Origin of the sequence: Nostoc sp., from assembly GCF_036916575.1 — a bacterium.
Lineage (GTDB): Bacteria > Cyanobacteriota > Cyanobacteriia > Cyanobacteriales > Nostocaceae > Nostoc.
On record NZ_JBALGC010000014.1, the window covers coordinates 55,241 to 69,018 of the forward strand.

10 protein-coding genes are annotated in these 13,778 nt (G+C 42.4%); 3 read left to right on the plus strand and 7 right to left on the minus strand.

Features of this window, described 5'->3' with window-relative positions:
• Positions 1-515: 515 nt before the first annotated feature.
• Positions 516-4,655, plus strand: coding sequence for a hypothetical protein (locus V7L29_RS04730; protein ID WP_334734690.1), 4,140 nt, complete (start codon positions 516-518; stop codon positions 4,653-4,655).
• Positions 4,656-4,999: 344 nt separating this feature from the next.
• On the plus strand, positions 5,000-5,653 hold the full coding sequence (locus V7L29_RS04735; protein WP_334690527.1) for a sugar transferase: 654 nt from the start codon (positions 5,000-5,002) through the stop codon (positions 5,651-5,653).
• Between the two features lie 24 nt (positions 5,654-5,677).
• Here V7L29_RS04735 and V7L29_RS04740 read toward each other — a convergent pair whose 3' ends face one another.
• Entirely contained in the window at positions 5,678-6,514 is an 837-nt protein-coding gene (locus V7L29_RS04740) for a carbohydrate ABC transporter permease (RefSeq protein ID WP_334734691.1), read from the minus strand.
• A 371-nt stretch (positions 6,515-6,885) separates the two neighbouring features.
• Here V7L29_RS04740 and V7L29_RS04750 point away from each other — a divergent pair, with 371 nt between their 5' ends.
• Positions 6,886-7,974 carry a 2OG-Fe(II) oxygenase gene (locus tag V7L29_RS04750; RefSeq protein ID WP_334734692.1) on the plus strand — a complete coding sequence of 363 codons (1,089 nt, stop codon included), beginning with the start codon at positions 6,886-6,888 and terminating at the stop codon, positions 7,972-7,974.
• 149 nt (positions 7,975-8,123) lie between these two features.
• Here V7L29_RS04750 and V7L29_RS04755 read toward each other — a convergent pair whose 3' ends face one another.
• The 6 genes from V7L29_RS04755 to V7L29_RS04780 form a co-directional block, all read right to left on the minus strand.
• A complete protein-coding gene (locus V7L29_RS04755) occupies positions 8,124-8,699 on the minus strand; it encodes a 5-formyltetrahydrofolate cyclo-ligase (protein ID WP_334734693.1) in 576 nt (191 codons plus the stop codon).
• A 71-nt stretch (positions 8,700-8,770) separates the two neighbouring features.
• The gene (locus tag V7L29_RS04760) at positions 8,771-9,715 is read right to left on the minus strand and encodes a GDP-L-fucose synthase family protein (RefSeq protein ID WP_334734694.1); all 945 of its coding nucleotides are present in this window, start codon (positions 9,713-9,715) and stop codon (positions 8,771-8,773) included.
• Positions 9,716-9,738: 23 nt separating this feature from the next.
• Entirely contained in the window at positions 9,739-10,818 is a 1,080-nt protein-coding gene (gene gmd, locus V7L29_RS04765) for a GDP-mannose 4,6-dehydratase (protein ID WP_334734695.1), read from the minus strand.
• A 617-nt stretch (positions 10,819-11,435) separates the two neighbouring features.
• Positions 11,436-12,194: a sugar transferase gene (locus V7L29_RS04770; RefSeq protein WP_334690540.1), complete on the minus strand. Its 759-nt coding sequence runs from the start codon at positions 12,192-12,194 to the stop codon at positions 11,436-11,438.
• A 112-nt stretch (positions 12,195-12,306) separates the two neighbouring features.
• Positions 12,307-13,449: a glycosyltransferase gene (locus tag V7L29_RS04775; RefSeq protein WP_334690533.1), complete on the minus strand. Its 1,143-nt coding sequence runs from the start codon at positions 13,447-13,449 to the stop codon at positions 12,307-12,309.
• Positions 13,450-13,543: 94 nt separating this feature from the next.
• On the minus strand, positions 13,544-13,774 hold the full coding sequence (locus V7L29_RS04780) for a hypothetical protein (RefSeq protein ID WP_334734696.1): 231 nt from the start codon (positions 13,772-13,774) through the stop codon (positions 13,544-13,546).
• Positions 13,775-13,778 lie beyond the last annotated feature (4 nt).

Sequence of the window (13,778 nt, forward strand, 5' to 3'; positions counted from 1 at the left end):
GCTACATAAGAAAGCGACAAGAACGTTTTTCTAAACCATCTTTACCTATAAGTTTAAACGGGGTAAAAGTTTTCCAAAAAGTAGTTTATAGCCTGCGGAAGTATTGCTTAGGGGCTAGCTGTACTGCAAACTTGATTAGTTAAGAATATAAGCAAACTACATCAATGATACTAAAGGGAGTAAATTATTGCTCAGGTATTTTAGCGATTTTCAAAAATAGAGAACCAATGAGCTGCAAAACTAAGCTTCGTGACATCCACCATACACTGATTTGGAGTACTAAATGAGCGTGGCGGACGAGGGCGCGAAATAGTTAAACAAATGCTGACTGAAGATTGCCACGACTCCCAGTAATCCATAACATAATGACAGTCACAAGTCCAAGCAGTGGCTTTTGCCATTCAAAACTTTTCCTATGGTCGACGCTGCGCCTAGCTTGCTTAAGAGTGGGGGTACGGTGATTGTAAAGTACTTATCACATTAGTTGACATACATTTATAAGTAAGGTAAAAAAAGTGACTTCCAGTGCAGATGAAATTCAAAAGCTGATCGCAGACATTGAGAACTTACTTGCCAGCGGTGGCAAGCGCCTGTCTAGATTTCTGTCTGGTCAGGCGCAAGAGCCTAAAGAAGTTTTAGAACGAATTCGCGACTTCTTGGTGAGGTTACAAGAAAAAGAAGCATTAAAGAGCGGCATTCCAAATCAGTCTTGTGAAGAACCGCGTTCGCCCTACAGCCCTTTGGGCATCCAACGGCGGACATTGGCGGAGCCATCGCCTTTGTTAACAAAATTTATTGATCGTGATCATAACCAGTATCCACTACCGCAGCTCGAATCCAGTCAGGAACAGAGTACTGTTGAGGCAGGACAATTAAAAAATGAATTTTCGAGATTGATTCAGCCATTGCGATCAGAATTAGAATTGCTCTTGCAAGAGCGAGCCACCCTCATACAGGAAATTCGCCAGCTAGAACAAAAGCGTTTGCAAAACTACTCCCTAGCGCAGCAGTTGACAAACCAGGAGCAAATGATTACCGAGTTTTTACAGGTACTCATGAGTCGTCTTGTGCCAACTTTAACGCCACTGATAGCACAGACAGGGGAAAATTCCGCCAGTTCTTCAGGAGGAATTAATCACCCAACCTCTGCAACTCAACCTTTATTAGAATCCCCAGACAGTGTGGAGCGCTTAACCCAGCTGGCTAGGGAGTTAGATCAACGCCTATTATCACTAGATGGGACTGTGAATGTAGTCTTTGAGGCGCTACAAGGCAACATTAATACTTATTACGAATCCTTGTCGCAAGCACTGGCAAGAATGCATAGCAAGGGGATGCAAGGCGAACAGCTGATGGCTAGTTTTCTCAACAATTTGACCCAGCATTTGCAACAACAATCCACTAGTTCCCAGTCATCTTTCCAGGGGGTAGAATCTGAAACACTACCTTCACCACCATCATTAGCTGACCCAGCCAAGATCGCAGCTGAAGTTGCACCCCAACCCTTGGAGCTTATACAGCCAGAAACTACATCTTCACTCACAATTAATTCTGAGCCACAGGAGACTACCCTTACAGAGAATCTTGATGCAGCGCTGTTGCAGCTTGGTTTAGACTCGTCTCAATCTTCTGAAACCCCGACTGAATTACCGCAAGATATTTCTGCGTTAATTGGTGATGAAGTAGACCAACTTTACGCCAGTTTGTTTGGTACTGGTAATCTTAATAATCCAAGCCTCAATGTTGCCACAAATGACTTATCTGCTTCCTCAGCCTCCCGATCACCATTGAACATCGCTGAGGTTCCACCTGTGCCTCTAACCGTGGATTCTGCAGTTCTGACACCAGATACGGGTCTTTCAACCCAAGAGACTTTAGTAGAAACCACAGATTCATCATCAGAGCCACAAGAAGAACTATTTTTTGAAGAGGATACTGACTTAGACTCGCCTCTTAGCAACTCTGTACCACAAATAGAGAGTTTGCCTGTGCAAATCAGTACTCAACCAGCTAGTCTTGATACAATTAATACCCTGACTGACCTATTGCCTGATAGCAGTAGTGAGGAGCAACTGTTAGAAGTGTCATCCTCTGTGGATAATGCCACAACTACAGCACCAGTTACTCCAGAAGTAGCAGAAATTGGGTTGGCATACCCCTACGGGGAAGCAAGCTACGCGCAGCGTCTCGTAGAGAAGCCTACCGTACCCCTACTTTTAAGCAAGCTACCCGTAGCGGACGCACCAGAAGGTATCGCCACATCGGAAGTCTTGATTAACGATGATCAGCCAGAACTGTCTTCAGATAACTACATTGCTGCTTCACCTCAGGAAAACTTGCTTTCTGTTGAGTCAAACCAGGCTCCAGTCATACCTGATATTTCCTTGGATAAAGAACAGTTGCAGCAATTAGATCAGGATTTGGCTAATTTTGATCGGCAGCTAAATTCTGAGCCGCAGTCAGCTACTAACTTGGTGATTTATCCGGAACTGGTTGGTAAAAATCAAGACGTAATACCCACAACTTCCCCTGAGTCGCAAACAGAAAATCTCCAAATAGCAGAAAATACCTCAACTACTGCTTTTTCCAGTTTGGCAGTTCCCCTGGTAGAAACTGAAAAAAAGGAAGTTACAACTCCTGTTCAAGAAAGTTCTTTACCTTCAATTTCCAACTCCATAAATAATCCAGAAGTTTCGCTCAATGTGCTAGAATCAGTCTGGTATTTAGGAATTGATTTGGGTACAACAGGAATTTCTGCCGCATTATTAAATCGCTCGACTTTTGTTGTACATCCTATCTACTGGTCAGCAGAAAATCCGCCGGGAACAACTTCTTTTCAGCAATCGTTTCGTTTACCAACAGAGGTTTATCTGCCTACAGCTTCTGTACCCCACGGTGAAAATGAAAGTATCGAAACGCATGAACAGACAGCACCTGCGGCTGTTGCCCAAGATAAAGTGCCTGAACACTCGGCTACCACTCCTGCAACACCGAGATCAACAGCAGATCCGACGAGAAATAATCTCTACTCGGCGCAGTTGAAGCCTTATTTACAAGTAGCCATTCCCTACAAGAGTGAACGACAGAAATGGGAACCTGTTTTGCAATTAAATGAATTTTCGGCAGGCCCTTTGATTTGGGTTGTGCGATCGCTCTCTAAACTACTCTTAACCCTTAAATCCGAAAAAACTTGTACTACCCCTAGTTTAATGGCTGCTGCTGTTGGGATCAGCGAACAAAATTTTCCGAAGATTATCAATAATATTGCTGGTATCATTTGCACCTGTCCATCTAGCTGGTCGGAACAATACCGCTTCAACGTGCGGGAAGCTTTGCTCACTAGCAAACTTATCCAACATCCGCAGCAAGTCTTTTTTGTGGAAGAAGCGATCGCTAGTCTACTCCCAGAACTCGATGCTGCTAACGGTGAGCAAGTAAAATTAAGCGAACCTCAGGGTTCTCATCTGGCAAAAACCAGTGAACATCCCATTGTTGGCAACACCCTGGTGATTAACATTGGGACAACTGCCACAGAAATGTTGCTGGTCGATATACCAGAAACATTGTTGCAATTGACATACAATGATTTCATGCTCCACAGTTTTGCCTATGCTGGCAAGGGAATTGAACAAGATATTATCTGCCAGCTACTATTGCCACCATTATCTCGGCAATCACGCATAGAAACACAAAGCGATGGCAAGACTACCACCACTAATCCTTGGCAATGGCAACCGTCAATTCCCGGTTTAGACCAAATGCGTTGGCAGACTTTAGGGTTGGAAGAATTAGAACTACCCAGAGTCGGAGAACCAGATATCACCGCTCGAATTAGCCTCCAGCAGCGTCTAGAAAGTTCTCTGCTGGGACAGGCGGTATTAGATGCGGCACTAGCCTTAAAGCTGATTTTGCAACACCAAGACTCTTTTACCCTAGAATTGGCCGATCAGCGGTGGATTTTGCAGCGACGAGACTTAGAAAGCCAGGTATTTATCCCCTTTGTGCGCCGCCTGAACCGAGAATTCAACAAGTTATTAGTAGCTCGTGGCATCCCTACAGAAGCAATTAATCAAGCTATCCTGACTGGTGGGGTGGCTTGTATCGGGACGGTGAACCGCTGGCTACGGCAAAAACTCCCCAACGCTAAGATTATTCAAGATTTATATCTCGGCGAAAACGGTGCTCCCAATTGTAGTCGGGTTGCTTATGGTTTGGCGATGCTGCCTCTACATCCCCAGATATTAGATATACCCAGGCAACAATACACTGATTATTTCCTGTTTACAGAATTGCTGCGGCTGCTACCAGATCGACCCTTATCTTTCGGTGAAGTTATCCAGTTATTTGAGGGTCGTGGGATCAATACTCGCACTTGTCAGCAACGCCTGCTAGCTTTTTTGGAAGGTGAACTGCCTTCGGGTTTGATACCTTCAGTTACAGATTCAACTTGGCTCACCCAGAGTTCGCAAGAAAATCCTGACTATCAGGCGATCGCCACAGCACCACTTTTTGAGAAACAAGGGAGTCTCACTTATCGTCCCAATTCCCAACAACTGTTGTCTTTGCGTCGTTATCTAGATGCGATCAAGGCTAGTAATCAGCAATCATTGGAGGAACCATATACGGTGAATTTTGCCTTAGAGGTTCATCATTAAGACTAGTACAGCAGGCTAGAAATAAGGATATTACTCAAAATTCCAAATGCTTACCTCATAAGCATTTGGAATTTTGTAAAGCACCACTAGTAGTTCAGGACAGTAATTTTTTGGATATATACCATATATCTTTTCTATTTGATATAGAAAATTAAGTAAATTTATAATCTGCCACCTTAATTGAAAGATTCTGTAAATTTTGAGTTTTTAGTTTTTCTATTGTTTCAATTTTGTGTATGTTAACACTCGGTAGTAGCAACAAAAGCAACAAAAATCGCCTAAAAATCATGTCCATGTTTATACTACTAATACAAAAATTCCTGTTATAAAATAAGTTAGCTCTTGTGAATAATCTTTATCTTTATTCAGTTAATTGTTTGCAACAGCCTTCACACCCGTCAACTTTAAGTGCCAGAAAACGATTAATTGACATTGTTGGAGCTATTGTGGGGCTGATAATTACATTTATGGTAGCAATTCCTGTAGCAATTGCTACCTTTATTCATGAGCCAAGTCCAATATTTTATTCGCAAATCCGATGTGGTTTGAACGGAAAAACTTTCCGCATGTGGAAATTTCGTTCTATGATCGTCGATGCCGATAAACTCAAGCATTTGGTTGAAAACCAAGCCAAAGGTCACATCTTTAAATCTATTGACGATCCTCGCATTACTCGTGTGGGTAAATTTTTGCGACGTACTAGCTTGGACGAATTACCTCAATTTTGGAATGTTTTATTAGGGGACATGAGTTTGGTTGGTACTCGTCCACCTACTCTTGATGAAGTCACGCATTACGATCCACACCACTGGGACAGATTGCTAGTCAAACCAGGCATTACCGGAGAATGGCAGGCTAATGGACGTTCCAGCATTACAGACTTTGAAACCATTGTCAAGATGGATATAGATTATCAACGCAAGTGGTCTGTAACTTATGACCTGAGTCTGATTGTTAAAACTATCTGGGTAGTATTGAAAAAGACTGGTGCTTATTGAATTGGGGCATGGGGAGAGAGATTTTTAACCTTTGATGCCGCTACCAGTTTCCGTGGATACAATGTAACGTTGTAAAAACAAAAATAGTAATAATACTGGGGCGATCGCAATCACTGAGCCAGCAGCTACTAACCGCCAGTCAAGGGAAAATGTCCCTGCTAGCTTCGCAACTCCCAAGGGAAGAGTATATAAATTTTCGTCTTGGATGACAATTAAAGGCCACAAAAAGTCACTCCAAGCACCAATGAATACGAAAATAGCTAAAGTTACCAGTGCTGGGCGAACTGCTGGTAACATCACATACCACCACAAACCTAACTCCGAACTGCCATCCATCCGGGCAGCTTCTTCTATCTCTTTGGGGACACTCATGAAAGCTTGGCGCAACAGAAAAATTCCAAAAGCAGAAGCTAAACTCGGAAAAATCATCCCTAAATAAGTATTTATCAAACCCAAGTGAACTGTCAAAATATAAAGGGGAATCATCACGATTTGGAAGGGAATCATAATCGTGGAGACGATCGCTACAAAAATCCAGTCTCGCCCTACAAACGACAATCTTGCCAACGGATAGGCAGCTAAAGCGCAAAACAGTAGATTTAAGCCCACAGTCAGCACTGACACCAAAGTACTGTTATACAGGTATTGTCCAAAAGGTAGGGAGTTCCATACACTAAAGAAGTTATTTAGTGTTGGTTGATTGGGCAACAACTGTGGCGGCGACTGAAAAATATTTTCCGTAGGCGATTTCAAGCCTGTGCTAATTAGCCATAGTAAAGGAAAGAGCATCACCAGTGCGATCGCTCCCAATAGCGCATACATGAGCAGAATTTGCGATCGTGATTTTTTCCAGTTCAGCATTTGATTAATAAGGGAAATTATCTTTTTGAAAGATTTTTGCACAGGAAGCACAAAAATCAGCAAAATGATTGCGAATTTTATTTTATAATTCAACAGGATGTAAATACTCACCTACTTGCGGTTTATTTGGAAAAATATTTAATGTCTATCTAGCTCTAGTTTTTTGCCAGTTGTTTCAACATTAAACGAATCATCACTGTGTAAATCATAGACACGCTCATCTCTGGTAAAAGTTCGTAATCCTTCCTCAAGCGACGATATTGATTTCACCACCCGAATGTACAATCAACAATCCAGCGCTTAGATAATACTTGAAATCCTCGCTCCTGTCTACCAGACTCAATGATCGCATAAATATAATCTGATATCTTATGCTACCTCTTACTGTTGGTGACCCGATTCCCTGGTTCATTCTTCCCTCAACTTCAAATCCAGCCTTTCACTTTAATTCGGTTGGCGGATATCGTAGCATTTTGTTTTTTTTCGGAAGTTGCAAAAACAACTATATTCGGAAAATTATTGATGAGTTATGTAATCGACAGCAGCAGTTGGCTGCTTATCAAGTGCCATTTTTTGGTGTGAGTATAGACCCAGATGACACTTTCCTAGCAGAGTTAATACAGAATCGAACTTATTTCAAATTCCTTTGGGATTTTGAACGGAAAGTCAGTTTACAATACGGTATTTTTCAACCAAGTAATCAGGCAGGGAACGAACTACAATACAGACCAACAATTTTTGTTTTGGATGAAAATTTACGAGTTCTAAAAGTTTTGCCAATTTTAGCTACTACTCAACCTTTGGAACAAGTATTTGAGTTTATCAATAGCTTACCTGCAATCTCACAAAATATTCCAGCAGCCAGACAAGCACCTGTTTCATTTATACCAAATGTGCTGAGTCAAAGCTTTTGTCAACATTTAATTCATTTGTACGAAGCAGATGGTGGTCAGGATTCTGGCTTCATGCGAGAAATCGATGGCAAAACAATCGCAGTCTATGACTATGAATTTAAAAAACGCCGAGACTATTTAATTTCTGATCCTCAACTATTAAAGCAAATCAATGAAATGATCATACGACGGGTTAAACCAGAAATTGAGAAGGTGTTCCAATTTAGCATCACTCGCTTTGAACGCCATCTGATATCCTGTTACGAAGCAACTGATAAAGGCTTCTTTAATCGTCATCGTGATAATACTACCAAAGGTACGGCGCACCGACGATTTGCTATGTCGCTAAATCTCAATACTGGAGCTTACCAAGGCGGAGAACTACGATTTCCAGAGTATGGACTCCAGCTTTATAGTCCCAATGTGGGAGAAGCGGTGATCTTTTCTTGCTCTCTACTGCATGAAGCTACTCCTGTCACAAGTGGACGGCGTTTTGTTCTCCTCTCGTTCTTTTATAATGATCAAGATGCTCGGTTACGGGAAGAAAATAGCAAGTACGTTGTATAGGGTTAAGATTTACACAAAAGTAAACGCTGTAGGGGCAATTCATGAATTGTCCATACGTGAAAATAGTTATCTAGTATAGGTGAGGCAAAGCAGTGCGACAGTAAGCACAATAATCAGCAAAATGATATTTCTTCATCATGCTGAATCCTTCAGCCTTTTTTAGTCAATCCGGTTTCCGTAGAAACAGCTTGTAATGGTTTATCCCAAATTTCAATAGGTATTTGGGACAAATAGGCAAGATCAAAGACAATTCCGATAGTCGGCTTTGTCTGCCACTGCGGTAAACTGAGTAAGCGATCGTAATATCCGCCGCCATAACCCAGGCGATATCCTTGATAGTCGCAAGCTACACTGGGGACGAGAATCAAATCAACTTCAGCCGCATCTAAGATTGGAGCGTCGGGGTGGGGTTCAGTAATGCCATAAGCGCCACTTTTGACAGAATCGTTAGGCTGCCAAATATGCCAACATAGGGATTTATTAATGCAGCGAGGAAATCCCCAACGGTATTTGCTGTTTGCAAATAGTGGACTGAGATCAGGTTCTTGGCGAAAGCTGAAATAAGCGAGTATTGTTTTTGCTTGGGTAAACAAAGTAGAGTTTTGTAAATGAGAACAAATGCGATCGCTTTTTTCTCTCCATTCTCCAACGGACATTGATTGACGTGTTTTGAGTAGAGTGCGGCGCAGTTCTACTTTATTTAGTTGATGATTAACTTTGTCCATAAAATATAGTCAAAAAAATAAGCTGGGCATCGCCCAGCTTGTATCACTCTACATTCACTAGAACATTGTTGTTATGCAGCGTGTTGACGATACCACTCAATGGTATTCTTTAGCCCTTCTTCAAAGCTCACCTGAGCCGTGAAATTAAAGGCTTGCTTTGCTCGTTCAGTATCTAAACAGCGGCGGGGTTGACCATTAGGCTTGTCAGTTTGCCAGACAATTTCACCCTTAAACTCCATCAATTTGCAGATTAGAGTTACTAAATCAAGGATAGAGATTTCATAACCGGTTCCCAAATTAACTGGTTCCGATTCGTTATAGAATTGAGTCCCCATAACAATTCCCCGCGCCGCATCTTCTGAATACAGAAACTCACGGGTGGGACTGCCATCACCCCAAACTGCAAGTTGCTTTTCTGCTTTAATTTGGGCTTCATGAACTTTGCGAACTAGCGCTGGAATGACGTGGGAACTTCCGGGGTCAAAGTTATCTTCTGGGCCATATAAATTTACTGGCAGTAGGTAAATCCCATTAAAACCGTACTGCTGACGGTAAGATTGCAATTGAACTAAAAGTGCTTTTTTTGCAATTCCGTAAGGGGCGTTGGTTTCCTCTGGGTAGCCATTCCAAAGATCGTCTTCTTTGAATGGCACTGGAGTGAATTTAGGATAGGCGCAAATTGTCCCAACACAAACGAATTTTTCTACTCCAGCTTGATAGGCAGCATGAATTAGCTGGGTTCCCATGATCAAGTTATCGTAAAACAACTCTGCGGGTTTTTCGCGGTTCAGACCGATACCACCGACATGAGCTGCTAAGTGAATAATTATGTCTTGTTGGTCAACTGCACGTTGGCTATTTTCCCAGACACGCAAATCGCAATCGCGCGATCGCACTATTGTAATCTTCTGACGATCAGCCCCTGCTTTACACAGTTGATCTATCACCTGACGACCTAGAAACCCCGACCCACCAGTGACGAGAATGCGTTGATTTTTTAGTTTTAAGGCGGTCATATTTTTATCCTCTGTGGTGCAAATCAGAAGTGCAAAGCGCCCAGTTGTTGACGAATAGTCGCAATATCCAATGGAAATTGCGAAGCATTTCCATTGGGTGAAGTGTGACCCAATGCTTGTAAGTCCGCTTCTACCATTAAGGAAACTAGTTCTTGAAAGGTTACTGATGGTGTCCAGCCCAACTTCTGCCGTGCTTTGGTAGAATCGCCAATCAATAACTCTACCTCAGATGGACGAAGGTAACGCTCGTCAAACTCTACATAATCTTGCCAATTGAGATTCACATAACTAAATGCCAGTTCTAAAAACTCCCGCACCGAGTGGGTTTCACCAGTAGAAATTACGTAATCCTCTGGCTGGTCTTGCTGCAACATCAACCACATTGCTTTGACATAATCCTTCGCATAGCCCCAATCTCGCTTGGCATCTAGATTACCCATGTAAATTTTTTTCTGCTTACCAGCAACGATACCAGCTACTGCTCTAGTAATTTTGCGGGTTACAAAGGTTTCACCCCGCCTTGGTGACTCGTGGTTAAAAAGTATGCCATTACAAGCAAACAAACCATAAGACTCGCGATAATTTACAGTTTGCCAGTGGGCGTAAACTTTCGCACAGGCATAGGGACTGCGGGGATAAAACGGCGTTGTCTCAGTTTGAGGTATTGCTTGTACTAAACCGTACATTTCTGAAGAACCCGCTTGGTAAAATCGCACCTGAATTCCGGTACGCTGTTGGTAGTCCCGAATTGCTTCCAACAGACGCAACGTCCCCATTCCTACAGCATCCACCGTGTATTCTGGTGAATCAAAGCTGACTCTGACATGGGATTGAGCGCCGAGGTTGTAAATCTCTACTGGCTTGACTTCTTCTAAAATGCGCCGCAACGTCGTACCATCTGTCAAGTCACCGTAGTGAAGAAACAACCGCACTCCTTCTTTGTGGGGGTCTTCGTAAATGTGATCGATGCGGTCTGTGTTGAAGGTAGAAGTCCGGCGAATAACGCCATGAACTTCATAACCTTGTTCCAGCAAAAACTCACTCAGATATGAACCATCTTGACCGGTAATACCAGTAATCAACGCTCGCTTCTGTTGCGTCATGCTCAATTATCCCTTATTGTCTTTGATTAAAAAGTTACAGCCAATCTGATACAACCTAGCAGGTAATTGCTGAATTGCCTAATGGGAAACCTACGAGTTATTGTGATCATGAGACTTTTTCTATCAATAAATATACTTAAGAAAAAGGAATTTAACATCTAAGCTCAACCTTAGATAGATCAAGATTGTTTAATTATGTATATTTTTCTTTTACCAGATAGCTCAAGATTTTCTAAATATTATGTATTGTGTACGTTGTTTTTTGTCAAAACTTCATATATCTCTAGTTTTGTGAAGACTGAATAAAATACAGCGTACTTCAGGTAAATGAAGTACATGGGTAAGGGCACAGCCATGTTCCCTACGATTATCTGTACCCCACCTTGGTATAGCCCAAGGTAGAGAAGTTGCAATCTGCTGTAGGTATTTTTAGATTGGACTTCTTGAAAAATCCGAATCTGAGCAAAACAAACTAAAAATCCCCACTTCAAGAGGTCTGAGCTAAGTATAAAGGCACAAATATAGATAACTATAAGAAAGATGAACAGTCAGTTTTACAGAAAAAATTAATACTTAGGGGCATTAACTGCCCCACAGAATCGACCCTAAGTAGTTACTCAGTATGCCCCGTTATTTTTGGGCAGAATGACTACATCAACAGTTTTCAAGATGATCCATAAATCAAGCCATAAATTTCTAAATTTGACATAATGCAGGTCTATTTGGACTCGCCGAGGGTAGGGAATATCATTACGCCCAGACACCTGCCATAATCCAGTAATTCCCGGACGGATTGTTAAAATCTCATCAATATAACAACCGTATTTTGGCAGTTCTTCTGCCACTAAAGGTCGGGGACCGACTACACTCATGTCCCCTTTTAAAACGTTCCAGAACTGGGGAAATTCGTCTAAGCTAGTAATTCGCAAAAATCGACCAATTTTGGTAATCCGGGGGTCTTGTTTCAGCTTAAAACTGCTCTCAAATTCTTGTCGCAACTGGGGCGATGTTTCCATCATTTGCATGAGGATTTCGTCCGCGTTACTCACCATTGTTCGGAATTTAATACAATTAAACGCTTTGTAATTTTTCCCCACCCGTTCCTGGACATAAAAAATTGGACCTTCTGAACTGAAAGCAATCAGCAAGGCCAAAATTAAGTAGACGGGGAAGAATAAAATTAACACCGACAGCGAAAACACTATATCGAACAGTCGTTTGGCAAACTCTCCGTTTAAACCCTGAAAAGATAAACCTTTGGGTTTAACTTTTGGCGTCTTTGTTTTTTGACCGCGTTTTAAGAAAGTACGCACAGACGCTCTAGTGTCTTGCCGTACGCCTCGCTTGCCGGAGAGGAGTGAGCTCTGGGCAGTCATCATACTCCTTAATAATCCACACCACACATAGTCCCAATATTAAAGCCAAAATGAGGTGCTTCTGGGGGGAAATTGCCAAAAGCCTAAAAAAATAAGAGATTAACCAAGACCATCATTCCAAAAACGGTCTTTTTTCGTTGCACTTGTTTACAAAATCTAGATAACGATCTGCAAAGATTTGCGGTGAAAACTGCGCGGCGTGCGATCGCATATACTCGGAACTGAACGAACCCTCATAGACTTCAAACTTTTCTACTGCCTCCACTAAAGCTGCCTCTGTTTGCGTCCTGAAAAATATACCTGTCCCTGTATCCACACAATAGCGGATATCTCGCACTGTTTCTAGAGCACCCCCTGCACCGTAGGCAATCACTGGCGTGCCACAGGCTTGTGCCTCCACTAGGGCAATACCAAAATCTTCACAAGCTGCATATACAAACGCCTTAGCCCTAGACATATATTTTTTTACCACATTATCAGGTTGCCATCCCAGTATTTGGATATTGGAGTTTGCCATCTGGCGAATCTTTTTCATTTCATCTCCTGTACCAATAACTACTAATGGTCGTTTTAGTTGATTAAAAGCATTGACAATCAACGATACTTGCTTGTAACTCACTAACCGGGAAACTGTCAGGTAAAAGTCCTCTTTCTCAGACAGAAATGGAAATTCCGCAATATTTACGGGTGGGTAAATGACTGTTGCTTCTCGTCGATAGCAACGCCAAATCCGTCGAGCTGTGTGCTGCGAGTTGGCAATGAAGTAATCAACGCGATTGGCACTCAATACATCCCACTGGCGCAAACGATGTAATAAATATCGCGTCACCCAGCCAGGCAAACCACTACCCAGTTTGCTGTGGCGCAGATAATCAAAGGTCAAGTCCCAGGCATAGCGCATAGGGCTGTGGCAGTAGCAAATATGCATCTGTTCGGGAGTGGTAAGGATTCCTTTAGCAACAGCGTGAGATGAAGACAGAATTACCTCATAATGCCGCAAATCAAGTTGTTCAATTGCCAAAGGCCACAAAGGCAAGTATTTTTGTACACCGTTGCGGGCATAGGGAAAGTGCTGGAGAAAGGTCTTGCCAATCTGACGCTTGTATAAATAACTTTCTCTATTGCTGGATTCAAAATCGATCAGAGCATACAAATCAGCATCAATGTGATTCAAAATTTCTCGGACAACGAGTTCTGAACCACCGGTGGCTTTGGGTGTCAGCCACTCATGAACTAGAGCATATTTCAAGGGCACAGCTAACTTGAATAAATGGAAAATACAAAGGCCAACTTGATCAGGTTAACTGAAAAGTTTCCCCTTGTGATTAATTAATGGGAAGCGCTCCAGATTAGCACAGAAGACGCAATCTTTCTTTGAGAGGTTCCAGATGGATGCTGCAACCTGATAATCTCAGATTGGGGATTGGGGATTGGGGATTGGGCATGAGGCATTGGGCACTTGTACTGAGCGACTTGTGCCGAGGAAAGCCGAGGTAAGCCGAAGTATGGGGCATTAAGCATGGGGCACTTGTACTGAGCGTAGTCGTTGGCGCAGCCTCTCGTAGAGAAGTATTGGGCATGGGT

Bases quoted from the DNA above. Each gene is read 5' to 3' on its own strand.
- V7L29_RS04740 (WP_334734691.1), bottom strand. From the start codon at position 6,514: ATGCTGAACTGGAAAAAATCACGATCGCAAATTCTGCTCATGTATGCG.
- V7L29_RS04750 (WP_334734692.1), top strand. From the start codon at position 6,886: ATGCTACCTCTTACTGTTGGTGACCCGATTCCCTGGTTCATTCTTCCC.
- V7L29_RS04755 (WP_334734693.1), bottom strand. From the start codon at position 8,699: ATGGACAAAGTTAATCATCAACTAAATAAAGTAGAACTGCGCCGCACT.
- V7L29_RS04760 (WP_334734694.1), bottom strand. From the start codon at position 9,715: ATGACCGCCTTAAAACTAAAAAATCAACGCATTCTCGTCACTGGTGGG.
- gmd (WP_334734695.1), bottom strand. From the start codon at position 10,818: ATGACGCAACAGAAGCGAGCGTTGATTACTGGTATTACCGGTCAAGAT.
- V7L29_RS04770 (WP_334690540.1), bottom strand. From the start codon at position 12,194: ATGACTGCCCAGAGCTCACTCCTCTCCGGCAAGCGAGGCGTACGGCAA.
- V7L29_RS04780 (WP_334734696.1), bottom strand. From the start codon at position 13,774: ATGCCCAATACTTCTCTACGAGAGGCTGCGCCAACGACTACGCTCAGT.